Origin of the sequence: Streptomyces sp. NPDC048277, from assembly GCF_040652235.1 — a bacterium.
Lineage (GTDB): Bacteria > Actinomycetota > Actinomycetes > Streptomycetales > Streptomycetaceae > Streptomyces.
Map to the genome: position 1 here is coordinate 35,967 of NZ_JBEZLQ010000042.1, position 25,302 is coordinate 61,268.

24 protein-coding genes and 3 pseudogenes are annotated in these 25,302 nt (G+C 70.9%); 15 read left to right on the forward strand and 12 right to left on the reverse strand.

The window, feature by feature from the left end; genetic code table 11:
* Nucleotides 1-2: 2 nt before the first annotated feature.
* The 7 genes from AB0D85_RS48765 to AB0D85_RS48795 all read right to left on the reverse strand — a co-directional run bounded on the left by AB0D85_RS48765 (nucleotide 3) and on the right by AB0D85_RS48795 (nucleotide 6,873).
* Nucleotides 3-1,349, reverse strand: a complete 1,347-nt coding sequence (locus AB0D85_RS48765) for a nucleobase:cation symporter-2 family protein (protein ID WP_362336918.1) — start codon at nucleotides 1,347-1,349, stop codon at nucleotides 3-5.
* A 120-nt stretch (nucleotides 1,350-1,469) separates the two neighbouring features.
* Entirely contained in the window at nucleotides 1,470-2,816 is a 1,347-nt protein-coding gene (locus tag AB0D85_RS48770) for an FAD-dependent oxidoreductase (protein ID WP_362336921.1), read from the reverse strand.
* A 188-nt stretch (nucleotides 2,817-3,004) separates the two neighbouring features.
* Nucleotides 3,005-3,673: a helix-turn-helix domain-containing protein gene (locus AB0D85_RS48775; RefSeq protein WP_362336924.1), complete on the reverse strand. Its 669-nt coding sequence runs from the start codon at nucleotides 3,671-3,673 to the stop codon at nucleotides 3,005-3,007.
* Between the two features lie 136 nt (nucleotides 3,674-3,809).
* Entirely contained in the window at nucleotides 3,810-4,532 is a 723-nt protein-coding gene (locus AB0D85_RS48780) for an HAD-IA family hydrolase (protein ID WP_362336927.1), read from the reverse strand.
* 36 nt (nucleotides 4,533-4,568) lie between these two features.
* Entirely contained in the window at nucleotides 4,569-5,240 is a 672-nt protein-coding gene (locus AB0D85_RS48785; RefSeq protein ID WP_362336930.1) for a phosphatase PAP2 family protein, read from the reverse strand.
* Nucleotides 5,241-5,296: 56 nt separating this feature from the next.
* A complete protein-coding gene (locus AB0D85_RS48790) occupies nucleotides 5,297-6,232 on the reverse strand; it encodes a M56 family metallopeptidase (protein ID WP_362336933.1) in 936 nt (311 codons plus the stop codon).
* A gap of 95 nt (nucleotides 6,233-6,327) precedes the next feature.
* Nucleotides 6,328-6,873: a DUF5134 domain-containing protein gene (locus AB0D85_RS48795; protein WP_362336936.1), complete on the reverse strand. Its 546-nt coding sequence runs from the start codon at nucleotides 6,871-6,873 to the stop codon at nucleotides 6,328-6,330.
* A gap of 170 nt (nucleotides 6,874-7,043) precedes the next feature.
* On the opposite strand from AB0D85_RS48795, the gene AB0D85_RS48800 reads away from it, so the two are divergent.
* Nucleotides 7,044-8,687 (forward strand): FUSC family protein, encoded by a 1,644-nt coding sequence (locus AB0D85_RS48800; protein ID WP_362336939.1) that lies wholly within the window; start codon nucleotides 7,044-7,046, stop codon nucleotides 8,685-8,687.
* Nucleotides 8,684-9,274, forward strand: coding sequence for a MarR family transcriptional regulator (locus AB0D85_RS48805; RefSeq protein ID WP_362336942.1), 591 nt, complete (start codon nucleotides 8,684-8,686; stop codon nucleotides 9,272-9,274). The genes AB0D85_RS48800 and AB0D85_RS48805 overlap by 4 nt, the downstream gene beginning before the upstream one ends.
* A 22-nt stretch (nucleotides 9,275-9,296) precedes the next feature.
* Here the strand turns inward: AB0D85_RS48805 and AB0D85_RS48810 are convergent, their stop codons facing one another.
* Together AB0D85_RS48810 and AB0D85_RS48815 are read right to left on the reverse strand one after the other, a co-directional pair.
* Nucleotides 9,297-10,061 (reverse strand): VOC family protein, encoded by a 765-nt coding sequence (locus tag AB0D85_RS48810; protein WP_362336945.1) that lies wholly within the window; start codon nucleotides 10,059-10,061, stop codon nucleotides 9,297-9,299.
* Nucleotides 10,062-10,413: 352 nt separating this feature from the next.
* Entirely contained in the window at nucleotides 10,414-10,806 is a 393-nt protein-coding gene (locus AB0D85_RS48815) for a VOC family protein (protein ID WP_362336948.1), read from the reverse strand.
* A 115-nt stretch (nucleotides 10,807-10,921) separates the two neighbouring features.
* Between AB0D85_RS48815 and AB0D85_RS48820 the strand changes: the two genes are divergently transcribed.
* Nucleotides 10,922-11,461 carry a GNAT family N-acetyltransferase gene (locus tag AB0D85_RS48820; protein ID WP_362336951.1) on the forward strand — a complete coding sequence of 180 codons (540 nt, stop codon included), beginning with the start codon at nucleotides 10,922-10,924 and terminating at the stop codon, nucleotides 11,459-11,461.
* A 15-nt stretch (nucleotides 11,462-11,476) separates the two neighbouring features.
* On the opposite strand, the gene AB0D85_RS48825 is transcribed toward AB0D85_RS48820, so the two are convergent.
* On the reverse strand, nucleotides 11,477-12,160 hold the full coding sequence (locus tag AB0D85_RS48825; protein ID WP_362336954.1) for a glycerophosphodiester phosphodiesterase family protein: 684 nt from the start codon (nucleotides 12,158-12,160) through the stop codon (nucleotides 11,477-11,479).
* A 411-nt stretch (nucleotides 12,161-12,571) separates the two neighbouring features.
* On the opposite strand from AB0D85_RS48825, the gene AB0D85_RS48830 reads away from it, so the two are divergent.
* From AB0D85_RS48830 to AB0D85_RS48870, 9 genes and pseudogenes are all read left to right on the forward strand, one after another.
* Nucleotides 12,572-13,969, forward strand: a complete 1,398-nt coding sequence (locus tag AB0D85_RS48830; protein ID WP_362336957.1) for a DUF6421 family protein — start codon at nucleotides 12,572-12,574, stop codon at nucleotides 13,967-13,969.
* A 50-nt stretch (nucleotides 13,970-14,019) separates the two neighbouring features.
* Nucleotides 14,020-14,766: an SDR family NAD(P)-dependent oxidoreductase gene (locus AB0D85_RS48835; RefSeq protein ID WP_362336996.1), complete on the forward strand. Its 747-nt coding sequence runs from the start codon at nucleotides 14,020-14,022 to the stop codon at nucleotides 14,764-14,766.
* A complete protein-coding gene (locus AB0D85_RS48840; RefSeq protein WP_362336959.1) occupies nucleotides 14,763-15,833 on the forward strand; it encodes a low specificity L-threonine aldolase in 1,071 nt (356 codons plus the stop codon). The genes AB0D85_RS48835 and AB0D85_RS48840 overlap by 4 nt, the downstream gene beginning before the upstream one ends.
* Nucleotides 15,834-15,911: 78 nt before the next feature.
* Nucleotides 15,912-16,280 (forward strand): annotated as a pseudogene (locus AB0D85_RS48845) (transglutaminase domain-containing protein); the annotation flags it as partial.
* A 63-nt stretch (nucleotides 16,281-16,343) separates the two neighbouring features.
* Nucleotides 16,344-17,558 carry a tyrosine-type recombinase/integrase gene (locus tag AB0D85_RS48850; protein WP_362336962.1) on the forward strand — a complete coding sequence of 405 codons (1,215 nt, stop codon included), beginning with the start codon at nucleotides 16,344-16,346 and terminating at the stop codon, nucleotides 17,556-17,558.
* 395 nt (nucleotides 17,559-17,953) lie between these two features.
* Nucleotides 17,954-19,981, forward strand: a complete 2,028-nt coding sequence (locus AB0D85_RS48855; RefSeq protein ID WP_362336965.1) for a site-specific integrase — start codon at nucleotides 17,954-17,956, stop codon at nucleotides 19,979-19,981.
* 84 nt (nucleotides 19,982-20,065) lie between these two features.
* Nucleotides 20,066-20,899: a hypothetical protein gene (locus AB0D85_RS48860; protein ID WP_362336968.1), complete on the forward strand. Its 834-nt coding sequence runs from the start codon at nucleotides 20,066-20,068 to the stop codon at nucleotides 20,897-20,899.
* 128 nt (nucleotides 20,900-21,027) lie between these two features.
* Nucleotides 21,028-21,261, forward strand: a pseudogene (locus AB0D85_RS48865) (transglutaminase); the annotation flags it as partial.
* Nucleotides 21,262-21,270: 9 nt separating this feature from the next.
* Nucleotides 21,271-21,972 carry a phenylalanine--tRNA ligase beta subunit-related protein gene (locus AB0D85_RS48870; RefSeq protein ID WP_362336971.1) on the forward strand — a complete coding sequence of 234 codons (702 nt, stop codon included), beginning with the start codon at nucleotides 21,271-21,273 and terminating at the stop codon, nucleotides 21,970-21,972.
* A 182-nt stretch (nucleotides 21,973-22,154) separates the two neighbouring features.
* On the opposite strand, the gene AB0D85_RS48875 is transcribed toward AB0D85_RS48870, so the two are convergent.
* Complete coding sequence (locus AB0D85_RS48875; RefSeq protein ID WP_362336974.1) at nucleotides 22,155-22,883, reverse strand: lysophospholipid acyltransferase family protein; 729 nt, start codon at nucleotides 22,881-22,883, stop codon at nucleotides 22,155-22,157.
* A gap of 187 nt (nucleotides 22,884-23,070) precedes the next feature.
* Nucleotides 23,071-23,487, reverse strand: coding sequence for a DUF4395 domain-containing protein (locus AB0D85_RS48880; RefSeq protein WP_362336977.1), 417 nt, complete (start codon nucleotides 23,485-23,487; stop codon nucleotides 23,071-23,073).
* A 91-nt stretch (nucleotides 23,488-23,578) separates the two neighbouring features.
* On the opposite strand from AB0D85_RS48880, the gene AB0D85_RS48885 reads away from it, so the two are divergent.
* The 3 genes and pseudogenes from AB0D85_RS48885 to AB0D85_RS48895 all read left to right on the forward strand — a co-directional run.
* Nucleotides 23,579-24,007 carry a thioredoxin family protein gene (locus AB0D85_RS48885; protein ID WP_362336980.1) on the forward strand — a complete coding sequence of 143 codons (429 nt, stop codon included), beginning with the start codon at nucleotides 23,579-23,581 and terminating at the stop codon, nucleotides 24,005-24,007.
* A gap of 208 nt (nucleotides 24,008-24,215) precedes the next feature.
* Nucleotides 24,216-24,725, forward strand: a complete 510-nt coding sequence (locus AB0D85_RS48890; protein WP_362336983.1) for a flavin reductase family protein — start codon at nucleotides 24,216-24,218, stop codon at nucleotides 24,723-24,725.
* Between the two features lie 218 nt (nucleotides 24,726-24,943).
* Nucleotides 24,944-25,302, forward strand: a pseudogene (locus tag AB0D85_RS48895) (electron transfer flavoprotein subunit beta); the annotation flags it as partial.

A 25,302-nucleotide genomic window follows, 5' to 3' on the forward strand; every position in this document is an offset into this window, starting at 1 on the left:
ACCTAGGCGGTCTCCGCCGTCTTCACGGTCCGGGCCGAACCCGCCCGCCAGGGAAGGTGGTTGAAGAGCAGGTTCAGTACGATCGCCGTCAGGCAGCCCGCGCTGATGCCGCTGTTCATCACCGTCTGGAACCAGTCAGGGAACTTCGCGTAGACGGTCGGCACACCCACCGGCAGCACACCGATCGCCACCGAGACGGCCACCACCGTCAGGTTGTCGTTGCCCTTGAAGTCGACGGTCGCGAGCGTGCGCAGGCCGCTCGCCGCGACCGTCCCGAACATCACCAGACCCGCGCCGCCCAGCACCGGCGCCGGAATCGCCGCCACCACCGCGCCCAGCTTGGGCAGCAGTCCGAGCAGCACCAGAATCCCGCCGGCCGCCGCGACCACCCAGCGGCTGCGCACCCGGGTCATGCCGACCAGGCCCACGTTCTGGGCGAACGCCGTGTACGGGAAGGTGTTGAAGACTCCGCCCAGGACGGTCGAGAGGCCGTCGGCGCGCAGGCCGTCGGAGAGGGAGCGCGGCTCGACCCTGCGACCGGTCATCTCGCCGACCGCGATCAGGTCGCCGGTGGTCTCGGTCATGGTCACCAGGGCCACCACCAGCATGGAGACGATCGCCGACACCTTGAACGTCGGCGTCCCGAAGTGGAACGGCGTGCTGATGCCCAGCCAGTCCGCGTCCCCGACCCCGCTGAAGTCCGTGAACCCGAACGGCACCGCCGCCGCCAGGCCCACCGCGATGCCGATCAGAACCGCGATCCGGGCGAGGTAGACGGGCGCGAACCGCTGCACGCCGAGCACCGCCGCAAGCACGAAGGCCGCCAGCGCCAGGTTCTTCGGCTCCCCGAAGTCCTTCGAACCGGCGCCGCCCGCCGCCCAGTTGCCCGCGACCGGCAGCAGCGAGACACCGATGATCAGGATCACCGTGCCGGTGACCAGAGGCGGGAAGAAGTGCAGCAGCTTGCCGAAGACGGGGGCCAGGAGCATGATCGCCAGGCCCGCGACGATCACCGAACCGTAGATCGCGGGCAGTCCGCCGCCCGTCGTACCGATGAGGACCATCGGCGACACCGCGGCGAACGTACAGCCCTGCATGATCGGCAGCCGGACGCCGAACCGCCAGAAGCCGACGCACTGGATCAGCGTCGCGATACCGCACACCAGCAGGTCGGCGGTGATCAGATACGCCAGGTCGGCGGGGGACAGCTTCAGCGCGCCGCCCACGATCAGCGGGACGGCGACGGCGCCCGCGTACATCGCGAGCACGTGCTGCAACCCGAAGGCCGCCAACTGCCGTACGGGCGGGACCTCGTCGACGGGATGGACGGGGGCGGTGGTCGTGGCCATGGGGACTCCAGAGCGGGGACGACATCCGGACAGCACGAGACCGTAAGCGGCTTGAACAGTTTGTTGATTTCCGTGGTGTTGCCGATAGGTGTCATGCCCACCTGGTCGCCGACGACTCCGCTACGACACCGTCCGCGCCGCCTCCAGCAGGGAGTCCCAGTCGGCCAGCTTGACCACGCTGCGGCCGAGCCGGGCGCCCAGTGCCGCCTCGGCCCGCTCGATCGCCTGCCACCCCGACCACTCGACCGGCTCGATGCCCGTCGAGCGCAGCGCGGCGACCGGTTCCCGAGGCACCTCCCTGCGCAGCAGCAGGGGCGCGTCCTCCAGGAGGGAGGCCACCGTCTCCTTGGCGTCCGGCCGGTTGGTGCCGATGACGCCGGTCGGGCCCCGTTTGATCCAGCCGGCCACATAGTCGCCGGGCGGGCCGAAACAGCCGTGCAGGACCCGGCCGGCCTCATGGGGCACGGTCCCGGTCTCCTCGTCGAACGGCAACCCGTCCAGCGGCACTCCCCGGTAGCCCACCGAACGCAGCACCAACTGCGCCTCGACGGTCTCGTACTGCCCGGTGCCCCGCACCCGGCCGCGCGCGTCGAGCTCCGTGCGCTCGAAGAGCACCGCGCCCACCCGCCCGCCGTCGGCGAGGAGTTCGACCGGGCGCAGGAAGAAACGCAGCCAGATGCTGCGCTCCGCACCCCGCCCGCCGGTCCCGCCCCAGCCGCGCAGCACCTCCACGTTGCGCCGCTGGGCGGCGGGCAGCGCGGACGGGTCGGCGCAGGCCGGGTCGAGCGCCAACTCGTCCGGATCCACCAGGACTTCGGTACCCGGCAGCCCGCCCAGCTCGCGCAGCTCCTTGGTGGTGAAGCGGGCTTGGGACGGGCCGCGCCGGCCCACCACGTGGACATCTCTTATCCGGCTCGCCGCGAGCTCGGTCAGGGCCGCCTGCGGCATGTCGGTCGGGCTCAGCTCGGCCACGCCCCGTGCCAGCATCCGGGCCACGTCGACCGCCACATTGCCCACGCCGATGACCACCGCGGCGCGGGCGTCGCGCACGAACCCGGTGTCGACCGCGTCCGGATGCGCGCTGTACCAGGACACGAACTCGGTCGCCGACCAGCTGCCGGGCAACTCCTCGCCCGGAATGCCGAGGCGCCGGTCACCGGCGGCGCCCACGCAGTACACCACCGCGTGGTACAGCTTCCGCAGCCGGTCCACGGGGAGTTCGCCCGGGCCGCCGCCGACCCGGACCCCGCCGAGGAACCGCACCCGCTCGTGCTCCAGGACCGTGCGCAGATTCCCCTGCAGCGACTTGATCTTCTCGTGGTCCGGGGCCACTCCGTACCGCACCAGTCCGTACGGGCACGGCAACCGGTCCAGGACGTCCACGCACACCGTGGGATCGAGCTGGACGAGGTTCTGGGCGGTGTAGCACCCGCTCGGCCCGGAGCCGACGACGGCGACACGCAACACGGGGGAACTCCTTGCCCGAGGGGCTGGTGGCTCCAGCATCCCACCGGCCCGGCCGTGTCGACAGGGGCCGCAGGGGTGACGCGGACACGTGTCTGTCAAGTGCGGAGTGTGATCATACGGTTACGTTACGTGCGACTTGGGGGTCGCGGGGTGCGGGTTCTCTGACGCCGCATCACACGCGCCGCCGACTACGGCTGTTCGGACTCGGTCCGGTCCTCGGTGGCGAAGAAGCGGGACAGGTCCCGGGGCTCGGTCGCCGGCGCGGACTCCGGGGGCACACCCAGCTCCCAGTCGAGCCCGTAGCGCTCGAACAGCTCCGCCCGCAGCACCGGGACCGGCATCGGCACTCCCGGCACCAGCGCCGCGTACACCGCGCCCATCAGCAGGGCGCGCAGCATCGGATAGTCGGCCGTCACGTCCTGCGAGCCGTACCTGGCGACGGTGTCGCCGAGCAGCTCGGACAGCCGGCGCTGCTCGGGGCACTGCACGAAACCCTCCGCCTGGAGCAGGCCCGCCATGTGCTGGCGCATCAGCACCGGCCGTTCGCGGGCCAGGCCCAGGATCGCGTCGATGGCCCGGGCCAGCCGCTCCCGGCCGTCCTCGGTGTGCGGCTCGTGCTCCAGCGCCTCCTCCAGCGTGCTCCACATCAGCCGGTGCACGGCGGACTGCACCAGCTGGCGCTTGCCCGGGAAGTAGTACGACACCAGTCCGCGCGCGGAACCCGCCCGGTCGGCGATGGCGCCCAGGGTGGTGGCTTCAAAACCGTGCTCGTCGACCAGCTCGACCGCGGCCTGGAGAAGCCGTTCCCGGGAACGCCTGCGCAACTCTTCATTGACCGAGGCGCTGCGCGGGGACATCCTGGAACTCCTGCGTTGACTGGCTGCCAGCCAACTATAATCGACGCAGCGGGCACCGCCCTGCGCGGGGCCTGTTCAGGGCTGCCGTCCGTCCGGGGCGACACGGGGGAGCGTCTCGGGCGGACGGCGCGACACCTCAGGCCTGGGTGGGCGTGGCCGGTCGGCGGGCCGCGCCCACCAGGCCGAGGACCGGCAGCAGCGCGTCGGGCCGTTCGGTCACCGGCAGGTGGTCCACGAAGTGCACCCGGCAGCCGAGTGCCGCCGCGCCGCCGTCGGCGGGCCTGCTGTCCCCCACCATCACCGTCTCCGCGGGGTCCGCCCCGAGCGCCTCCAGGGCGACCGTGAAGAGCCGCGGATCCGGCTTCTGGACACCGTGCTCGTACGACAGGACGTACGCGTCCACGTACGCGTCGAGCCCGTGCTCCCGGAAGACCGGGCGCAGATCCCAGCCGATGTTGCTCACCACACCGACCCCGATCCCGTGCGCGCGCAGCGAGCGCAGTACCCCGGCGGCGTCCGGGTACGGCGTCCAGGCCGCCGGGGCCATGTGCCGCTCGTACAGCGCGTCGTGCAGCGCCGGGTCCGGCAGCGGCACCCGCCGGGACAGACCGGTGTACGCGGCCCGGTGCAGCTCCGCGCTCTCGTCCCGCACCGCCCACACCCCGGCCAGCTCCTCGGGCAGCTCGACCGGGTTCGCCCCGCCGGGCTGCGCCCCGGCCGCCTCCAGCGCCCCCGCGGTCTCGGTCAACTCCCCCTCCGGGAGCCTCACCTGGGCTTCGGTGAGCACCGCCCGCAGCCAGGATTCGGTGGACTCGATACGGAAGAGGGTCCCGGAGAAGTCGAAGAGAACGGCAGTCATACGCCGGACTCTACCCACGCTCGAAGCCGGCCTGATCTACGGGTGCGGGTGTCCCCGGCCGCCCCGCTCCCACTCGTACGCCAGCACCGCCAGCGCCACCACCAGGGCGCCGAGCAGCCAGCCGCCGAGCACGTCCGAGGGCCAGTGGACGCCGAGCCACACCCGGGTCAGGCCGACGCCGACGACCGAGACCCCGGCCGCGGCCACGGCCGTCCGCCACAGCACGCGGCCGGTGCCGCAGCGGTGCAGCAGCCACAGCAGCAGGCCGCAGACCACGGTCGCCGTCATGGCGTGCCCGGAGGGGAAGGCGGCGTAGCCGGCGGAGTCGACCGGGTCGGGCCAGACCGGACGGGGGCGGCCGACGGCCACCTTCAGGGACTGCTGGGCGACCGTGCCCAGCGCACAGGTCAGGCCCAGCCACAGGGCGGTCCGCCACGCCGAGTGCCGCCACACCAGCCATACCGCGACCGCCGCGCACAGCAGGCGCATGGTCAGCGGGTCCCAGACCCAGTCCGTCAGGATGCGCAGCACCTGGGTGGTGTGGTGGTCCGCCACGGCCCAGCGATGGGTGGTGTCGGCGATGTCCTCGTCCAGGGTGACCAGGGGAGGCCACTCGCCGGCGACGAGGGCGAGCAGCAGCGCCGAGGACAGGGCGAGGACGGCGGTCGCGAGGAGCGGGGCAGGGCGGTCGTCGGGTGGGGGGCGCATGGCGTGATCTTTGCCGAATCATTGCCCGGAGGGCAATTCCCCTGCTGGATACGGCTTTACCCGAGCGCGCGCAGACCCGGTACGAGCGCCACCAGCACCGGGATCACCGGAACCAGGGTGGCGGTCGCGGTCAGGCGCAGCCGGTGCCGTGCGGGGAGTCGGTCCGGGGCGGTGAGCAACCGGTGGACGCGTTGCGGGACATGGGCGTGCGGGGTCGGGCCTGGGCCGAACACGCCCCGGTCCTCGTTGAGTTCGACCAGGGCGAGGGCGGTGGTGAGGCGGCCGTGGCGCCGGGAGGCCATGTCGTCGGCGGCCAGTTCCACCAGCCGGTGCATCTCGTCGCGGAACGCGGCGAACACCGGGATCTGCGGGAACCCGCCCGCCAGCGCGGCCGAGCAGTGCAGCAGCCAGTCGTGCCGGGCCTGCGCGTGCCCCTGCTCGTGCGCGAGGACCGCGTCCAGCTGGGGCCCCTTCAGACGGCGCAACGCGGCCGTGGTGACCACGAGTCGGGGCGCGGACCCGGGCAGCCACCAGGCGTCGGGCCGCTCGCCCTCAAGGACGACGAGCCGGCCGTTCCCCGGTTCCTCGCCGGGCAACAGCGGTGCGCGGACCAGGAGTTCGTCCCGTCGCCGGCGCCGTCCGACCCGGGCGCGCCGGACCTCGCGGACCAGCATCGCCCCGCTCCACAGCCCGGCGCAGGCCAGGGTCACCGCGGTCGCCGCCGCCCATGGCCCGGTCGTACCGAGCGCGTACCCGTCCACCACCCCGCGCGGGGCGGTCGCGAACACATGCCCGCGCACCGCCAGCCAGGCCGCCGCCGCGCTCAGGGTCATCGACAGCGCACAGCACAGCAGTACGGTCGCCACCACGCACTGCCACACCCACAGGGCGACCACCGGCTCCCGGTCCGTCCAGTCGGCCCGGCCGAGCAACCGGGGGCCGATCACGGCGGTCAGGGCGCCGAGCAGCAACAGTGCCACAGGGACCATCATGGCCAGCACCCTATGAGCGGGTGACCGCTCAGGGGTACAGCCCATTGCGCCAAAGTGACGCAGGCAACGTTTGTGCCGCGAGTGCCGTCACTTGCTCACAGCGCCAGCAGCATCGCCACCATGCCGATCCCCATCGACAGCCTGCACGCCCGCGCCAGTTCGGGCCGGTCGCCCCATCTGGCCGCCCCCGTACCGGCCGTGACCGCGGTCGGAACCAGCCGCGCGCCGGACAGCAGGACATAGCCGGTGAAGTAGACCAGCAGCACCCCGGTCACCAGCGGCACCCCGGCGCCGCCGCCGTGGTGGTGGGTGCCGGGCGAGGCGGCCATCACCACCGCCATGTAGACCATCGCCGCGGTCCCCACCAGGTGGTGCAGATGGTGCGGGCTGCTGCGGGCGCCCCACAGGGCGCGCAGCGCGGCCGCGCCGAACACGGCCGCGTAGAGCGGCCACGTCCACGCCGGCGGTGTGAAGGCGGTCGCGGGCACGGCCATCGCGGCCATGCCGAACCCCATCAGCGCCTCGCCGCCCGCGGCGCGCCGCTGTTCCTCGACGCTGCTGCGCATCCGCAGCAGACAGTAGGCCCCGGTCGCCGCGCACAGCGCGACCAGCAGCCAGCCGGGCGAAGTCGGTCCGTGCACGCGCACCTCCCCGCTCGACGTCGTAGTCGCATCGATGGATGCGATGCCCGGGCCGTACGGCGCGCACGCGAGCGCAAGGATGTACACGGGGAGCACTCGCCGGAGCACAGCCTGTGAGCAGGGCCGTTCGAGATTGTTTTACGAGTAAAACACATGCTAAATTGATGGGTATGAGCACCGCGACCCGTCCACTTCCCCTCACCGGGGTGCTGCGCCTCGGCCGGCCCTCCGACATCTGGTTCAAGCCCGCGCTCAGCGTGGTCGCCGCGGTGGCCCCGCCCAACCTGGCCCTGCTGGCCCTCGGCCGCCTCGACCTGGCGATGTACACGATGGCCGGATCGCTGTGCGCGCTCTACGGCCACAACCGCCCCTACCCGGCCCGCGCCCGCGCCCTCTTCCGGGTCGTCCTCGGCATGGTCGGCGGCCTGGCCGTCGCCCTGGTCGCCGCGTCCCTCACCACCGACGCGGTCGTCCTGGTCACGGTCGGCGCGCTCATGGCCGCCGTGCAGAAGGTGCTGTGCGACGCCTCCCGCATCGGCCCGCCCGGGAACGTCGTCCTCACCTTCATCAGCTCCGCCTCCCTGTTCGCCCCCCAGACCCTCGGCCAGGTCCCCGGCCATGTCGGACTGGCCCTCGCGGCGGGCGCCTGGGCCTGGCTGGTCGGCATGGCACCCGGACTGCTGCGCCCGCACGGCCCCGAACGCCGGGCCACCGCCCACGCCCTGAACGCGGCTGCCGCCTACGCCGAGACCCGCGGCACCGGCGACCCGCACGCGAAGGCCCGTGCCGCGGGCGCCGCCGTACAGGCCGCCTGGCAGTCCCTGCTCGCCACCGGCGCCCGCACCGACCGCACCCGCCGCGCCCTCGAACACCTCGTCGTCCGCGCCGAGGTCGCCCTCGCCGCCCCCGCCGACGCCGACCCCGAGCGGCTGCGCGGCTGGGCCCGCGACCTGCGCGGCACCGGACGCGTCCCGCGGGTGGCCGGCGCCGACGACGAACTCCTCGGCGTCGACGCCGAACTCGCCGTACCCTTGCGCCCGTTGTGGCACCGGCTCGGCCCGCTCGCCCCCCTCGCCGCCCGCACCGCGCTGGGCTGCGCCCTCGCCGGATACGCCTCCCTGGCCCTCGGCGTCGGACGGCCCTACTGGGCGCTGGTCACCGCCGCCTCCCTCTACCAGGCCAACGTCACCCTCACCTGGAGCCGGGGCGTCCAGCGCGTCGTCGGCAACCTCCTCGGCGTCCTCGTCTTCGCCGCCGTCGTACCGCTCGCCCATCTGCACCCGGCCGCCCTGGTGCTGTGCTGCCTCGCCTTCAACTTCGGCGCCGAGGCGCTGATCGGCCGCAACTACTGGCTCGGCAGCGTCTGCGTCACCCCGATGGCCCTGCTCATCACCGAGTTCGCCCGCACCCAGGACGCCGGGCAGCTGATCACCGAGCGGATCGTGGACACCCTGGTCGGCGCCCTCGTCGGCTTCGTCACCGCCGTCCTCGTCACCAACCGCCGGGCCGGCGACCGGATCGAACACGCCCTGACCTCCGTCGAACGCGCCCGCGAACAGGCCGCCCGCGTGCTCGCCGAGCCGCACCCGGCCCCGCGCGCCCTGGAATCCGCCCGGCGCACCCTCTCCGCCGCCCTGGCCGAACTGCGCGCCACGGCCGACGCCGCGTCCGGCGAGTGGTGGCAACGCGCGCTGCCCCAGGAGCGGGTCGTGCTCGCCGAGCAGTCCGGACACCGTACGCTCGCCGCGACGGTACGACGCCAGGGGCCGCACTCCTGGGACCACGCGAGGACAACGGAGGACGTACGGCCATGACGGCGACCAACGGACGACCGGCGGCCGGGAGCGACGCGGGTAGAGGCGCGGACTGGGGGACGGACAAAGACAAGGACACGGGCAGGGACGACACGGTCGCCGCAGTCGTCCGGCAGTGGCGGGACGTCCACCCCGAGCTGGACACCGGGCCCATGGAGGTGATCGGCCGGATCAACCGCTGCGCCGCCCTGCTCCAGCAGGCCGAGGACGCCCCGCTGCGCCGGGCTGGCCTCAGCCGCCCCGAGTTCGACCTGCTCGGCGCGCTGCGCCGCACCGGTCATGAACTGACCCCGAGCGAACTCGCCAAGGAGACCTTCTCCTCCGGTGCCGCCGTCACCAAGCGCCTCAAGCAGCTCACCGAGCGGGGCCTGGTCGAACGGCGCGGCGACGCCCGCGACCGGCGCGTCGCCCACCTCCGCCTCACCGACGCGGGCCGCGACCTCGTCGACGGCATTCTGCCCGAGCAACTCGCCTACGAGACGGCCGTGTTGTCCGTGCTCGCCCCGCAGGGGCAGGGCGAACTGGCGGGTCTGCTGGCCGAGCTGCTGGGCCGGCTGGAGGGCAGGATGGGCGCGCTGCGGGCCTGAGGCGCCGGCGCGGTGAGTCCGCTCAGCCCTCCTCGGCCGCTCTGAAGACGCCGAACGCCGCACCCTGCGGGTCGGTGAGTACGGCGATACGCGGGCCGTCCGGCACGGTCATCGGCCCCGCCCGCACGGCACCGCCGGCGGCCACGGCCGCCTGTGCCGTCGCATCGACGTCTTCGACCGCGAAGTACGGCAGCCAGTGCGCAGGCACCTCGGCCGGGTACCGGTCGCCCATGTCGGCCATGCCGCCGAACTCCTGCCCGCCGACGGTGAACTCCGTGTACCACTCGGAGCCCTCGGTGCTCCAGCCGAAGATCGTGGTGTAGAAGGTCCTGGCCCGGGAGGTGTCCCGGGTCGCCAGCTCCACCCAGCCCAGCGCACCGGGCGCGTTGAGCAGCCCGGCGCCCGGGAAGTCCCGCGCCTCCCACAACTGGAAGGCCGCGCCGGTGGGGTCGAGGGCGACCGAGAAGCGGCCCACGTCGAAGATGTCCATCGGGCCGACGGCCACCGTCCCGCCGGCCTCCTCCACCAGCCGCGCGGTCGCGTCCGCGTCCGTCACCGCGAACGACACGTTCCACGCGACCGGTTGGGACTCCTGGTACCGCGGGGTGATCGCCGCGACCGCCGCGTCCCCGATGTGCGCCACGGTGTAGCCGCCCGCCTCCTGCCGGGGGTCCGTCTCCGGACGCCAGCCGAACAGCTCCGCGTAGAACCGCTTGGCCCCTTCCAGGTCGTCGGTCCCCAGCTCCGTCCAGCAGGGCCCACCCGTCACCGGCTTGTCGAACTTCATGGCCACTCCTCGCGAGGGATCTCTCCTTCGAACGCTAGACCCCGCCACTGACAGCGGCCATCGGGAGACCCGCGAGGCCGGATCGCGGGCCTGCACGGCCGGATTCCCGAGGGCGTGCCGGATCCCTGGCCGGTTGTGCCAGACCCCTTCCTCCGGGGGCGCGCCGGGTCGCGGGCCCCTCACAGCGCCGGGTCCTCACGAGTTGTGCCGGATCCCCGGGCGGCCGTGGCGGATCCCCGGGCGGTGGTGCCGGATCCCCGCCGGTCGTGCCGGGTCCCCGCCGGTCGTGCCGGGACCCCCGCCTGCAACGCCGGATCTCCGGCCTGCAACGCCGGGTCTCCGGCCCGTGGCGCTAGATCCCCGGCCGGTACCGCAGGGGATGATCGGCGGGCACCTCCACCAGCACGATCCTGGTGCCGTCCGGATCGGCGATCCACATCTCGACCAGCCCCCACGGCTCCTTCACCGGCGGACGCACGATCTCGACGCCCTTCGCCGCGAGCTCCTCGTGCGCCGCCGTGACATCCGCGACCTGCAGCCACAGCTGTACGGCCGGCGAGGCGGGCGTGTCCGAGCGTCCGGAGACCTCCAGGAAACCGCCGCCGAGGAAGTAGACCGTGCCGCGCTCCGGGCCCGTACCGAACTCGCGGTAGACGGCGAGGCCGAGCTGTCCGCCGTAGAAGGCGCGGGAGCGCTCGGCGTCGGTGGGGTGGAGAAGGGTCCGGCTGCTCAGTACGTGCACCATGCAACCGGAGCGTAGTGCCAGGCGGCTCCGCGGACGGGCACCCGGAACCGGGAGCCGGACCGCGGCGTTAGGCTCGTCCCCGGCTCAGCAGTGCCCGAGATCGGAGAACCCGCCCATGGAGAACGCCGCCACCGGACTCACCTTCCGGGACGCCACCGACGCCGACGTGGACGTGCTCGTCGCGCTGGTCGAGTCGGCGTACCGGGGCGAGGCCAGCCGGGTCGGCTGGACCACCGAGGCGGACATCCTGGACGGGCAGCGGACCGACCCGGACGGCGTCCTCGAAGTGATCAAGGCGCCGGACAGCAGGCTGCTGACCGTCGAGCGGGACGGCCGGGTCGTCGCCTGCTGTCAGCTCGAACACCGTGGCGCTCACGCCTACTTCGGCATGTTCGCGGTCAGCCCCGCCCTCCAGGGCGCGGGCCTCGGCAAGGTCGTCATCACCGAGGCGGAGCGCCGGGTGAGGGAGGACTGGGGCGTCACCGAGATGCACATGACCGTGATCTCGGTACGGGACGACCTGATCGCCTGGTACGAGCGGCGCGGTTACCGCCGTACGGGAAGGACGACGCCGTTCCCGTACGGCGACGAGCGCTTCGGCATCCCGCTGCGCACCGGCCTGCGGTTCGAGCTGCTGGTCAAGCCGCTGGTGTGACGGTCGTACCTCCGGTCAGGCGGTGAAGCGGGCGGTGCGTTTGATCTCCGGGTAGTCGGTCGTCGCGCCGTCCAGCTGGAGCGCGCGCACCAGCCGCAGGTGGTCCTGGGTGTTCACCACCCAGCCGATGATCCGCAGGTCGGCCTTGCGGGCGTGCTCGACGACCTCCAGGGTCAGCCGCCGGATGTTGAGACAGAGGGTCGCCGCCCCGACCTCCTGGGCGCGCTCGACCACGTCGGTGTCGTAGCGGCTCGCGATCAGCGCGGTGCGCACGCCGGGCACCAGCCGGGCGATCTCGGCGACGGCCTCGTCGTGGAACGAGGACACCTCCACCCGGGACACCAGGTCCCGCCGCAGCATGACCTCGGCCAGCGCGCGGGCCGCCGCCACGTCCTTGATCTCGGCCTGGAGGGGTGCCTTCACCGCGTCCAGGACTTCCTCGAACACCGGCACCCGTTCCCCGCGGCCCGCGTCCAGGGTGCGCAGCTCCTCCAGGGTCTTCTCGGCGATCGGGCCGGTGCCGTCGGTCGTGCGGTCCACCTCCGTGTCGTGCATGACGACCAGGGCGCCGTCCTTGCTGAGGTGCAGATCGAGTTCGATCAGATCGAGGCCGGCCTGCTGGGCGGCGACGAAGGAACGGAGGGTGTTCTCGGGCTCGACGCCCATGACTCCGCGGTGACCGATGGTCTGGAAGTTCAAGATTCAACTCGCTTCCGTCGACGGCGGCGGTGGGGGCACACGCGCGGACCGTGCGACGGACGTCGCTGTCCACGCGGCTGGGCGCAGCCTAATGGCCGCCCGCCGCGATGAACCCCTGCGTACACGGGGGATTGGTGCGCCGGGCGCGCGGTGTCTGGCCCGTGCCCCTGACGGCGGTCACCCGGGGGTGGGCGAGTCCCGCCGTGTATTGACCGGCCGGATCCATGCGGTCCGGGGATCTGACGACTCATCACCGGCGGTAGTGGATGTGAGCGCATTCACGGTTTCGCACAGGAAAAAGCGCGGTGAAGAAGGGGTGCCGCAGGATAATTTCCTGAGGTCCCCCTTGCTGGGAGAAAGCCCGTATGCATACGGTGTCCTTACGGAAGCTTCTCCCGTGGAGGATGGGTCATGACGGAAATTCTTGTGCAGGTGGGTTCGGAGGAGCTGGTTCCTCCCGTGACCAGGGTGGTCGAGCACCCTGCATGGCCCGTGCTCAAGGATGCCGTGGAGCGGATCCGGCCATGGCAGTCCAAGGACGGTTCGATCGACTTCGACGCCGAGGACGCCCCCGCGCGCGCCGACGCCGAGCGGGCCGCGGACGCCGTGATCGGTGCCGTCGAGGAGCTGTCCCCGCTGCTCGCGCACGACGCCGACTACCACCGGGCGCTGGTGACCGACCTGCGGCGCTGGGTCGACGGCGGCTTCCGGGTCCCCGACTTCCTCGACTCGCTGCTGGCCTTCCAGCCCGCGGCGGGCCGCGCGGACGGCCTCCAGCACCTGGTCGTCTTCCCGATGTACACGCAGAACGGCAACCCGGACCGCAACCTGGAGGCGGTCGTGCTGCGCATGGTCTGGCCGGACTGGCTGGCCGAACTGGAGCGCACCCGCTACGACAACCCGCTGTTCTGCGGCATCAAGTTCGAGGACTTCACGGCCGGGTACGACACCAACTCCGCCGTCCTCTTCCCGGAGACCATCGCCGTACGCGAGGCGCCGGAACGATTCTCCTGGGGTGGCATCTTCTGCGACCGCGAGGCCGCCCGCTTTCGCCGGGTCACCGACGCGGCCGTCGGCATCCTGGGTCTGAACCTGCCCGAGGACATCGCCGCGATGGTCCACGACCAGAAGCGCTGCGAGGAGGCCTTCGTGCTGTGGGACATGGTCCACGACCGCACCCACAGCCACGGCGACCTGCCGTTCGACCCGTTCATGATCAAGCAGCGCCAGCCGTTCTGGATGTACGGCCTGGAGGAGCTGCGCTGCGACCTCACCGCCTTCAAGGAGGCCGTGAAGCTGGCCGCCGACGGCGTCCCGCAGGCCCGTGACGTGCAGTACGCCGTGCTCTTCGACCGCATGTTCCGCTTCCCGGTCACCGGCGACCGCGTCCGCAACTACGACGGGCTCGGCGGCCAGCTGCTCTTCGCCTACCTGCACAAGCACGACGTGGTCCGCTGGACCGACAACAAGCTCGCCATCGACTGGGAGCGGGCCCCGCAGGTCACCAACCAGCTCTGCGCCGAGATCGAGAAGCTCTACAAGGACGGCATCGACCGCCCGAAGCTCGTCCACTGGTTCGCCGGCTACGAGCTGGTCGCCACCTATCTCGCCCCGCACCCGGGCTCCAGGTGGGCCAAGGGCCCGGACGCCCTGGACCTGACCCTCCCGCCGCGCAAGCTCGTGGACGACGTGCTTCCGGACGAGTTTCCGCTCAGCATGTTCTACGAGGCCCTGTCCAAGAAACTGAAGAACGTGATCGCCGAGACCAAGGGCATCACGGCGGACAGCGCCGAGCCGGTCGCCGCGTGAGCGACCGGCACGGGAACACGGCTCAAGAGGTTCAAGAGGGGAACGACATGGTGGGCAACGGGGCTCTCAGCGGTGCGGTGATCGCGGTGGCCGGCGCGGGCGGACCCGCGGGGCGTGCGACGCTGATGCGGCTGGCCGAGGCCGGCGCGACCGTGGTCGGGGCGGACAACGACCCGCAGCGCCTGTCGGAGGCCGTCGACGCGGCCCGCTACGCGTCCGGCGGCGCGAGCGTCACGGGTGACACGGTGGATCTGCTCGATCTCCAGTCCACCCGGGACTGGGCCACCCACATCGAGAAGGACTTCGGCCGCGTCGACGGTCTCGTCCACCTCGTCGGCGGCTGGCGCGGCAGCGAGACCTTCACCAAGACCAGTCTGGACGACTGGGACTTCCTGGAACTGCTGCTCGTCAAGACCGTGCAGCACACCTCCCTGGCCTTCCACGAGGCGCTGCAGCGCAGCGAGCGCGGCCGGTACGTCCTGATCAGCGCCGCCGCCGCGAGCAGGCCCACCGCGGGCAACGCCGCGTACGCCGCGGGCAAGGCCGCCGCCGAGGCGTGGACGCTCGCCCTGGCCGACTACTTCCGCAAGGCCGGGGGCCCCGAGGGCCCGACCTCCGCCGCTGCCATCCTGGTGGTGAAGGCGTTGGTCCACGACGCGATGCGCGCCGAGCGGCCCAACGCGAAGTTCGCGGGCTTCACGGACGTCAAGGACCTGGCCCAGGCCATCGAGGGCGTCTGGAGCAAGTCCGCCGCCGAAGTGAACGGAAACCGTCTGTGGCTGACCGAGAAGCCGTGAACCCTCCCAGGACCGACGCGCGTCGCCACCACGATCCGCAGGTCCGCGGTTTCGCCAGTGACAACTACGCCGGGGCCCACCCCGAGGTGCTCGCCGCCCTGACCCTGGCCAACGGCGGCCACCAGGTGGCCTACGGCGAGGACGAGTACACCGAGAACCTCCAGCGGATCATCCGCAGCCACTTCGGGGCGAGCGCGGAGGCCTTCCCGGTCTTCAACGGCACCGGCGCCAACGTCGTCGCGCTCCAGGCGGTCACCGACCGCTGGGGCGCGGTGATCTGCGCCGAGAGCGCGCACATCAACGTCGACGAGGGCGGCGCCCCCGAGCGCATGGGCGGCCTCAAGCTGCTCACCGTGCCCACGCCCGACGGCAAGCTCACCCCGGAGCTGATCGACCGGCAGGCGTACGGCTGGGACGACGAGCACCGCGCGATGCCGCAGGTGGTGTCCATCACCCAGAGCACCGAGCTCGGCACCCTGTACACGCCGGACGAGATCCGCGCGATCTGCGAGCACGCCCACGCGCACGGCATGAAGGTGCACCTGGACGGCTCCCGGATAGCCAACGCGGCGGCCTCCCTGAACGTCCCGATGCGCACCTTCACCAACGCCGTCGGCGTCGACATCCTCTCCCTGGGCGGTACCAAGAACGGCGCCGTCTTCGGCGAGGCGGTCGTGGTGATCAACCAGGACGCCGTCAGCCACATGAAACACCTGCGCAAGCTGTCCATGCAGCTGGCCTCCAAGATGCGCTTCGTGTCGGTGCAGCTGGAGGCCCTGCTCGCCAAGGACCTGTGGCTGCGCAACGCCCGGCACGCCAACGAGATGGCCCAGCGGCTCGCCGAGGGCGTCCGTGCCGTGCACGGCGTGGAGATCCTCTACCCGGTGCAGGCCAACGGCGTCTTCGCGCGCCTCCCGCACGACGTGAGCGTGCGCCTGCAGAAGCGCTTCCGGTTCTACTTCTGGGACGAGGCCGCCGGAGACGTGCGCTGGATGTGCGCCTTCGACACGACCGAGGAGGACGTGGACACGTTCGTCGCGGCACTCAAGGAGGAGATGGCGCGGTAGTCCCACGCGATGCATAGATATGCGGTCACCTGAAAAGTCATTGACGCTCGGGTGATCGCATTCCTATGCTCTGCGGACATGGAGCTGATCCAGAACACCACCGACCTGTCCGCGTATCTGGCCGCGGACGAGGTCATCGACCATCACCGTCCCGTGGTCCGGGAGACGGCCGCCCGGCTGGCCGCAGGGGTCGCGGACTCGTATGCCTATGCACAGGCCGCGTATGAATTCGTGCGGGACGCGATCCCGCACTCCGTCGACGCCGACGACCCGCGCGTCACCTGGCGCGCTTCGGACGTACTGGAGCAGCGCACCGGCATCTGTCATGCCAAGGCCCACGCCCTCGCCGCCCTGCTGCGGGCCGAGGACATCCCCACCGCCCTGTGCTACCAACGGCTGGCCCACGACGACGGCGGCGGCGGCGGTCATGTGGTGCACGGCCTGGTCTGTTAACTGCACCAACTGGGGTTCCCGTTCGGTTCGTGGGCCCTGAGTTCTGATCATGTGACGGTGCATGAGACTCCTTCGCTTCATCGAGATCTGATTGACGGGCGGGTACGGCTGCCCCGGGTCGGTGCTGTGGTCGCGGGTACGACGCCGTCGCTGCCGTGGCTGGTGGTGGACGCCGCCGGCCGTGAGATCGAACCGGTCAGCGTCTACCTGCGGGACCGGATGCTCGGCGACGCCAGTACGGCGACCTGCCGGAGCTACGGCTACGACCTGCTGCGCTGGCACCGGGTGCTCTGGGCCCTGGACGTGGGATGGGAGCAGGTCACCGAGGCGGAGACCGCGGCCCTGGTCGGCTGGCTGAGGCACGCCCGTAACCCGCAGCGCGAACGGCGGCGCCCCGGCAGCCACCCGGCCGGGTCCGTGAACCCCAAGACGGGCAAGCCCACCCTGCGGGCCGGATACGTGCCGTCGACGATCGCCCACAACCTGACCGTGGTCCACGGCTTCTACGCCTTCCACCAGCCCTTCGGCCGTGGGCCGGTGGCCAACCCGGTCCCGGAGAGCGCGGCCCGCCGCGCCGCGCTGGCCCACCGCTCGCCGCTTGAGGTCCGCCAGCAGCACCGGCGGGCCCGGCTGCGGCCGAAGGTGGCCGTCCGGCATCCGCGGTCCATCCCCGACGACCAGTGGAACGAGCTGTTCACGCAGATGAAGTGCGCCCGGGATCAGGCCCTGCTGTCGAACTACCTGGCTTCCGCCTCCCGGGCGTCCGAGTTGCTGGGGGTCGGTCTCGGAGACATCGAGTGGACCAAGGGTCAGCTCTGGGTGATCTCCAAGGGCACCCGGGCCCGGCAGCCGGTCCCGACCTCTCCGGAAGGACTGGCATACCTGGCCGCCTACCTGGAAGAGGATGGGCTGCCGCCCGATGGGATGCCCATCTGGCGCACCCGCAGGGGTGAGTCCCGGCCGCTGACCTACTGGGCGGCCCGCCGTGTCTTCCAGCGGGCCTGCGAGGTCCTCGGGGCGAACTGGACCCTGCACGACCTGCGCCACACCGCCGCGAAACGGATGGCCAGGGACCCGGAGCTGAAGCTGCACGAAGTACAGACGATCTTGCGCCACGCGCATATCAGCACTACCGAGCTCTACACGGCCGTCGGACTGGACGACCTGCTGGACAAGCTCGTGGCCTACTACGCCCGGCCGGTTCAGCCGGTGTCGTGGCCGACCCAGTACGCCGCGGACGACATCGAGGCGGTGTTTGGTGCCGGGCAGTAAGGTCGGAAACAGCATGCGGATCAAGGGCCCGACGACCAACCGGGTCCGTCGCCACGAAGCCGAAGAGCCCGGCCGCGACGGCATCTACACGCCGACCGCGATCCTCCCGGCTCCACCCCCGGCGCCGTCCCGGCCGCCCCGCTCGCTGGGTGACTTCAGCACGGCGCCGGCAGAGGACATCGCCAACGTCACGGCCGATCACTTCTCCCAGTCCGAGGACCTGAAGTCGGGCCTTCCTCGGTCACCTCGCCACCTTTCCCGGGGACACGTGGCAGGAGCGGTGGGAAGCCTCCGGCCATGACGAGGGACGGCCGGTCGGGGATGCCGCCGGTGGCAACAGAATCCTGCGCACGAAGCTGAACTGCGCGACCGGCCAGGCGTTCGCCCTGCGGCTGGTGCGTCCCACCCTGCTGGGCTTCCGCTGCAACCGCTTCTTCCACTACTCGCCCTGGTTCCGCGGCGTCGCCCAGGACCCCTTGCTGGAAGAGTTCTGCCGACGGGCCGACCAGCTGCCCATGAGCCAGTCCCGCCGCACCCGCACCAAGTTCGACGTCTGCTGCGCGCTGACCGTCTTCGGCATCGACCTGAAGGACCTGACCCCCGAGGGCCTGCTGCACTACGCCGTCGAGTCCTACAGGCACGAGCTGGCCGGGGACAAGACCAGCTTCGCGGGAACCCTGGCCTGGCCGATCCTCCACGAGATGGGCCACTTCCCGGCGTCCGCACCCCGCAGCCTGCGCGGCGCCGTCACCCGCGGGCAGGTCTCCGTCGAGGAAGCCGTCGACCGCCACCAGCTCCGCAACCGTGAGATGAGGGACCTGCTGGTCGAGTACATCCGCCGCCGCTCGGCGGGCCTGGACTACTCCACCCTGCGGCAGCTGACGAGACTTCTGGTCAGGACCTTCTGGAAGCAGATCGAGAAGATCAACCCCGGGCAGAAGGACCTGAAGCTGTCGGAGGAGACATTCACGCAGTGGAAGGAATGGCTGATGGTCCTGTCTGACGGCAAGCCACGGCTTGACGTCGACGGGCCGATGATGGCGGTCCGCGCGCTCTACCTCGACCTGCAAAGCTGGGCCGCCGCCGAGCCTGAACGCTGGGCAAAGTGGGTCGCTCCCTGCCCGATCCGCGACGCCGACCTGCGATGGTTCCAGGTCCGGCGGCGACGGCTGCAAGAACGCATGGCCAACCGCACCCGCGACCGCCAGCCCCTTCTGCCGATCCTCTCCCAGCACGTCAACGACCGATGGCACCGCCTGCGGACCCTGCTGGACGCCGCACTCACGGTCGAGAACGGTGAGGAGTTCACCGCCGAGGGCGTCACCTGGCTCCGCGTCTCTTCCAAGGACCAGCGGCACAACCGCCCGCCGGTCCGGGCGGTCAACCGCGCCACCGGTGAACTGGTACACGTCTCCAAGGACGAGGGCGTCACCTTCTGGCAGTGGGCCATCGTCGAGACCCTGCGGCTGGCAGGCCTGCGGGCCGAGGAACTGACCGAGCTGACGCATCTCAGCGTCCGGCAGTACCAACGGCCCAACGGCGAAGTCGTGGCCCTGCTCGTCGTCACCCCGTCCAAGAGCGACCGCGAACGGATCATCCCCATGTCCGCCGAGCTCTTCCACGTCGTCGCTCAGGTCATCCGCCGGCACCGCAACGAGCACGGCACCGTCCCGGTCTGCGTCCGCTACGACAGCCACGAAAGGACCTGGAGCGAACCCATGCCCTACCTGTTCCAGAACTTCCACGGCGGCACCCAGCGCGGCATGTCCGGCACAACCGTCTGGCGCCTGATCGGGCGGGCCTGCGACGACCTCGCCCTCACCCACCCGCAGTTCAAGGACATCAGGTTCGCGCCCCACGACTTCCGCAGGCTCTTCGCCACCGAACTGGTCAACAACGGCCTGCCGATCCACATCGGCGCGGCCCTGCTCGGCCATCTCGATATCCGAACCACCCGCGGTTACGTCGCGGTCTTCGACGAGGACGTGATCAGCAACTACCACCAGTTCCTCGCCCGGCGCCGGGCCGAACGGCCGAAGGAGGAATACCGGGACCCCACCCCGGAGGAGTGGACCGACTTCCAGGAGCACTTCGACAAACGCCGCATCGAACTCGGCTCCTGCGGCCGCCCCTACGGAACCCCCTGCGCACACGAGCACGCCTGCATCCGCTGCCCGATGCTCAGCGTCAACCCCAAGATGCTGCCCCGCCTCGGCGAGATCGAGGAGGACCTCCTGGCCCGCCGCAAGCGGGCCGTCACCGAGGGCTGGCAGGGCGAGATCGAAGGACTCGACTTGACCCTGACCTTCCTCCGCAGCAAGCGCCAGCAGACGATGCGCTTCGAGAGAGTCGGCCCTGTTTCCCTGGGCATCCCCGAGTTCCCCGAGCAGTCCGCCGCATCCCGGCACCAAGGAGAAGGTTGACAAACAAGGTTGACCCTCACATAGGCCGACAAGCTCTCTGGAATATGGATGCATGGCTGTGTTCAGGCCCGGATGATGGACGTCATGCAAACGCTCAGTACCCGGACGCTCGCCCGAATGATCAAGATCGGCAAGGGGCTCGGCCAGTCCGACATCTTCGATCTGCTCATGGAAGCGAACCTCTGGTCCAGGGGCATCGACAAGGACGACTACCGGCAGGAGATCCTGCGGACCGCTCTGAACGATGCCCGTGACAGGGCCGTCGAGGAAGACGATGCAAAGGCTCACCAGGCACTCCTCGACTTCGCCCGAGTCCTCGTGGAGTTTGACCTCCGCGACCACCAGCGGAGCCTGGTCGGCGACCTCGCCGAAGCTCTCCGGAGCGATGGCTACGAACTCGTCGACCAGGTGGCGGAGGACGACTTCGACCCCTTCGAATTCCGCCACAAGGTGAAGATCCTGCCGTTCGACGCCAGTCAGGCACCCCTCCCGGAAGAGATGACCGCGCTTGAACACGAGTTGTCCGTCCGGGGATACGCCCAGGCCCTCGGCCACTACCAGGCAGCACGCAAGCACTTCTCGGAGCAGGACCACGCGTCGTCCAACGGGCAGCTTCGGACGGCATTCGAAGATCTGATCGTCAACTTGGCGATCGACCACACCGGCTACCAGGACCTCGGGCGGGCCAACCAGGGTGGCATCGCGATCAAGAACCTCTACGTCCAGGGCGGCCCCGGCCCTGCGGTCACCGGCAAGCCGCTGCCTCACAAGGACGGAGGCACCATGATCCAGGGCCTGTGGGACATCTCGCATCTGCGCGGCTCTCACCCGGGGCTCTCCGATGCCCAGGAAGCCCGCACCCGGATGCAGCTCCTGACGGGCGCCATGCTCTTCCTCCTCTGGCACTTCCCCGTCTGATCGAATCCCGGCCGACGGCATGGAGGAGTGAGCATGGTCCGCATCCCGGATCGTGATCGGCGGCCACTCCTCCTCCCCGATCGAATCCTTCGGCCTCATCAGACGCGCACACCGTTAGTGCAGAGAAGGTCGCCGTCCGTTTCAACGGCGCCTGGCACCGGCAGGACCCCCGCGGCAACAAACCCGGTGTCGACGCCCGCTTCTCCCTCGACGGCGAGCGGCTGGCCTTCGTCCCCGATCCGGAGTCCAGTGAGATGGACTATCCAGTCCTGTACGCTGAACCTCATCCGGTCGTGCTCGGCGTGTTGAAATCGGCGCCCGACCGTCCGTATCTCTGGAAGACGCTCCCCACCGCACTCTGAGGCAGACAGATGACTCTCACGCTCACCGTGTCCGACGAGGTGCGCGCCCTCGTCCCCGGCTTCACGCACGTCGCGATCGAGGCCCACGGACTGCTCAACGGCCCCAGCACCGAGGAGAGTTCTGCCCTCCTCGACGACGCCGCCCGCCGTCTCGCCGTACGCCTCGACGGGCGCGCACCGCACGAGGACCCGCACATGGTGGCCTGGCGTGCGGCCTACACGGCCTTCGGCTCCAAGCCGTCCCGCACCCGCAACTCGGCCGAGGCACTGGCCAAGCGGGCCCTCGCGGACGGCGGCCTGCCCCGTATCAACCTGCTCGTCGACCTCTACAACGCCATCAGCGTCGCCCACCTGATCCCGGTCGGCGGCGAGGACCTCGGCCTCATCCAGGGCGGGATGCGCCTGGTCCGGGCCACGGGCGAAGAGGACTTCGTGACCGCCGCCGGCGGCGAGGAGGTCGTCGAGCACCCCGACGCCGGTGAGATCGTCTGGTGCGACGGCGCCGGCGTCACCTGCCGCCGCTGGAACTGGCGCCAGGGCCCCCGCACCCGCCTCACCGAGCAGTCGACCTCGGCCATCTTCCTGCTGGAGAGCCTCGCCCCCATGCCGGTGGCCGAGGTGGAGGCGGCGGGCGCCGAACTCGCCGAACTGCTGGAGAAGTTCAGCCCGGGCGCACACATCGACGTACGTCCCGCGCAGTCCGCCACCTGAGCCGTTCATGGCCGCCGGACGAAGTCAGGGAGTTCCAGGCAGTCGTGGGTGAACGCGGCCCGACGCCGGCAGGCGGCCAGGAATGCGTCCGAGAGGCGAGCGACGCGTGCAGTACGGCCCGGCTGCCGTCGTGGCGGCGGAAGTCCGCCACCGGAGCTCGGGCCCCAGGGGCCCGCGCGCCGTCAGATCGCCTCGGCGGCCTTCAGCTGCTCCGGAGTGGGGGCCGTGCCGCCCAGGTGGGCCGGGAGCCACCAGCCGTCGGTCGTGTCCTTCGGGCGGGCCGGGTAGGAGCGCTGGGCGGTGTCCAGGAGGTCCTGCACGCGCTCGCGCAGGCGGCGGGTGATGGCGCCCGCGTACTGGTCGCGGGGGGCCTCGACCGGCTCGCCGACCCGGATGGTGATGGGGAGGTGGTTGCGCTTGAAGTTGCGCGGCTGGCCCTTGGTCCAGAGCCGCTGGGTGCCCCACAGGGCCATCGGGATCAGCGGGACGCCGGCCTCCTGGGCCAGGCGTGCCGCGCCCGACTTGAAGCTCTTCAGCGTGAACGACTGCGAGATCGTGGCCTCGGGGAAGACGCCGACGATTTCACCCGACTTCAACGAGGCCAGCGCGTGCTGGTACGCCGCCTCGCCCTGCTTGCGGTCCACCGGGATGTGCTTCATCCCGCGCATCAGCGGACCGGAGATCCGGTGCCGGAACACCGACTCCTTCGCCATGAACCGCACCAGACGCTTCTGCGGCAGCGCCGCCAGGCCGTCGAAGACGAAGTCCAGGTAACTGATGTGATTGCTCACCAGCACGGCGCCGCCCGAACGGGGGATGTTCTCCGACCCCTGGCAGTCGATCTTGAGGTCCCAGACCTTGAACAGTGTCCTGGCGAAACCGACGACGGGACGGTAGACCAACTCGGCCATGGGCTGGGTGGACCCTTTCTGCTCTGCCTGGGAAAGGGGCTCCCGGCGGGAAAGTTACGCAGCCGTAGGTTTACGGCGTCTCGCAGATCGTGCCCGAAGAACGGACGGGGAGCCAGCCCTGGTGCCCCGGTGTGGCGAGATCCTCGTCACGTCGCCCCATGATCCACCTCGGATTTTTAACCCGCCTTTACTCTGGCCGTACCCCCGATCGCCGGACGAGCAGGAACATCTCACAGCCCAGGCAGTACCCGAACGCCGCGTTCAGGAAGGCCGCCGCGAGCGCGAGTCCGGTCGCGGCGAGGCCCAACCAGCCCGGGCCGAGGCCGAATCCGACCAGGCCGAGGCCCGTGAAGACCAGTCCCACGGCCTGGGCGAACCGCGGTGGCTCCGGCGGCTCGAACTCCGTCGGGGGAGCGAGGCGGGGCCGTACCGCGGTCCGGAAGGCCCAGCCGTACGGCGAACGGCTCACACCCCCGGCGGCGCCGATCGCGAACACGAGTGTCTGCCAGGCGAGGATCCAGGGGCTCCGGGTGATGAGTGCGGCGGCCAGTACGGCCGTCGTCACGGCCGCCGCGAACCGCGGCCCACGTGCGTCGATGTCCATGAACCAAGGATTCCGCCCCGAAGGCCGGCAGGGGAGCCGGGAATCTTTGCAGTCTCGTGAACGCTGGTCCCGGTGGCGAGCGGTCTCGTGAATGCTTGGTCCGGTGACGACCGGACTGGTGGTGTGCGTGGCGGTGCTCGCGGCGGCGAGCGTCTACGGAGTGCTGCACAAGCGGCGGAGCGGGAGGGTAAGGGTGCGCGGGCGGGACGACGGCAAGCGGCTCGGGGCGGCCGAACTCGGCGGCGAACTGGGCGAACGGGCCACTCTGGTGCAGTTCTCCAGCGCCTTCTGCGCCCCCTGCCGGGCCACCCGCCGGGTGCTCGACGAGGTCGCCGGGATGGTCCCCGGGGTCACCCACGTCGAGATCGACGCCGAGGCCCACCTGGACCTCGTACGCGAACTGGAGATCCTCAAGACGCCCACCGTGCTGGTGCTCGACGCGGACGGCCGCGTGGTGCGCCGGGCCACCGGACAGCCGCGCAGGGCGGACGTCATCGCGGCCCTGGGAGAGGCGGTTTGACGGCTGTGTCGTTGACGGTGAGGCATCTCCCATATGTCGGAACGTACTTGACTGGGCGCACCACCTATCGTCAACCTGACCGTATGCCTCCGGAACTCCTTCTCTTCGCGCGGGTCCACGTCGACCTGGCCCGCCATGCGAGCGCGCGCTGTCCGGGCTGTTGAGCAGCCACGGACCCGAACGACGCCTCCCGCAGAAGGACAACTCCATGACGGCCACGCCCGACCTCGGCACCCCTCAGCTCGCCTCCCCCGACCTGCTCCGCTCCGCCTTCCGGCGGCACGCGGCCGGCGTCGCGGTGATCACCGCGACCGGTGCCGACGGCCCGGTCGGCTTCACCGCCACCTCTCTGACCTCCGTCTCCGCCGAGCCCCCGATGCTCTCGTTCGGCGTAGGCGTGGGCGCCTCCAGCTGGCCCGCGATATCGACCGCCGAGCACATCGGCGTCCACATCCTCGGCGAGCACCAGCAGGAGCTCGCGGCCACCTTCGCGCGCAGCGGCGCCGACCGGTTCGCGGCGCCCACCGACTGGCGCGAGGGCCACGCGGGCGTCCCGGTCCTCGACGACGTGCTGGTCTGGCTGGTGTGCCGGGTCGTCGCGCGCGTCCCGGCCGGTGACCATCGCATCGTGCTGGCCGAAGTGGTTGTCGGCGACCCGTCCGGCACAGGCCGGCCGCTCCTCTATCACCAGGGTGGGTTCAGCGGATTGCGGGATTGATCACGCGTCCCTCGTTCTGCGAACGCGTCGAGTTCCGGTTACGCTGCGTTGCGAAGGTCACAGTTCAAAGCGCTTGCTTAGCGGGGATGAACTGGGTGTACTGACGAGTAATATTTCGTTCGGAGCGCGCGGCCGCCCCGACCGGGATGAGCCGCTTGAGGCGCCTATGCTGCCTGCAAGAGGCAGCCCAGAAAAGACGATGCAGTAGGAGAGCCGGCGTGAGCCTGAGGATCGTTGTCACTGTGAAGTACGTGCCCGACGCCACTGGCGACCGGCACTTCGCCGATGACCTGACCGTCGACCGTGACGACGTGGACGGTCTGCTCTCCGAACTGGACGAGTACGCGGTCGAGCAGGCGCTGCAGATTTCCGAGAACTCGGACGACGACGTCGAGGTCACCGTGCTGACGGTGGGTCCGGAGGACGCCAAGGACGCGCTGCGCAAGGCGCTGTCGATGGGTGCGGACAAGGCCATCCATGTCGAGGACGACGACCTGCACGGCACGGACGCGATCGGTACCTCGCTGGTTCTGGCGAAGGCGATCGAGAAGGCCGGTTTCGACCTGGTGGTCTCCGG

What these genes read in the sequence shown, in the direction of transcription:
- AB0D85_RS48880 (WP_362336977.1), bottom strand. Translation starts at nt 23,487, where the DNA reads ATGGACATCGACGCACGTGGGCCGCGGTTCGCGGCGGCCGTGACGACG.
- AB0D85_RS48785 (WP_362336930.1), bottom strand. Translation starts at nt 5,240, where the DNA reads ATGCGCCCCCCACCCGACGACCGCCCTGCCCCGCTCCTCGCGACCGCC.
- AB0D85_RS48830 (WP_362336957.1), top strand. Translation starts at nt 12,572, where the DNA reads ATGACGGAAATTCTTGTGCAGGTGGGTTCGGAGGAGCTGGTTCCTCCC.
- AB0D85_RS48780 (WP_362336927.1), bottom strand. Translation starts at nt 4,532, where the DNA reads ATGACTGCCGTTCTCTTCGACTTCTCCGGGACCCTCTTCCGTATCGAG.
- AB0D85_RS48815 (WP_362336948.1), bottom strand. Translation starts at nt 10,806, where the DNA reads ATGGTGCACGTACTGAGCAGCCGGACCCTTCTCCACCCCACCGACGCC.
- AB0D85_RS48885 (WP_362336980.1), top strand. Translation starts at nt 23,579, where the DNA reads ATGCTTGGTCCGGTGACGACCGGACTGGTGGTGTGCGTGGCGGTGCTC.
- AB0D85_RS48810 (WP_362336945.1), bottom strand. Translation starts at nt 10,061, where the DNA reads ATGAAGTTCGACAAGCCGGTGACGGGTGGGCCCTGCTGGACGGAGCTG.
- AB0D85_RS48870 (WP_362336971.1), top strand. Translation starts at nt 21,271, where the DNA reads ATGACTCTCACGCTCACCGTGTCCGACGAGGTGCGCGCCCTCGTCCCC.
- AB0D85_RS48800 (WP_362336939.1), top strand. Translation starts at nt 7,044, where the DNA reads ATGAGCACCGCGACCCGTCCACTTCCCCTCACCGGGGTGCTGCGCCTC.
- AB0D85_RS48790 (WP_362336933.1), bottom strand. Translation starts at nt 6,232, where the DNA reads ATGATGGTCCCTGTGGCACTGTTGCTGCTCGGCGCCCTGACCGCCGTG.
- AB0D85_RS48890 (WP_362336983.1), top strand. Translation starts at nt 24,216, where the DNA reads ATGACGGCCACGCCCGACCTCGGCACCCCTCAGCTCGCCTCCCCCGAC.
- AB0D85_RS48860 (WP_362336968.1), top strand. Translation starts at nt 20,066, where the DNA reads ATGCAAACGCTCAGTACCCGGACGCTCGCCCGAATGATCAAGATCGGC.
- AB0D85_RS48875 (WP_362336974.1), bottom strand. Translation starts at nt 22,883, where the DNA reads ATGGCCGAGTTGGTCTACCGTCCCGTCGTCGGTTTCGCCAGGACACTG.
- AB0D85_RS48820 (WP_362336951.1), top strand. Translation starts at nt 10,922, where the DNA reads ATGGAGAACGCCGCCACCGGACTCACCTTCCGGGACGCCACCGACGCC.
- AB0D85_RS48775 (WP_362336924.1), bottom strand. Translation starts at nt 3,673, where the DNA reads ATGTCCCCGCGCAGCGCCTCGGTCAATGAAGAGTTGCGCAGGCGTTCC.
- AB0D85_RS48805 (WP_362336942.1), top strand. Translation starts at nt 8,684, where the DNA reads ATGACGGCGACCAACGGACGACCGGCGGCCGGGAGCGACGCGGGTAGA.
- AB0D85_RS48765 (WP_362336918.1), bottom strand. Translation starts at nt 1,349, where the DNA reads ATGGCCACGACCACCGCCCCCGTCCATCCCGTCGACGAGGTCCCGCCC.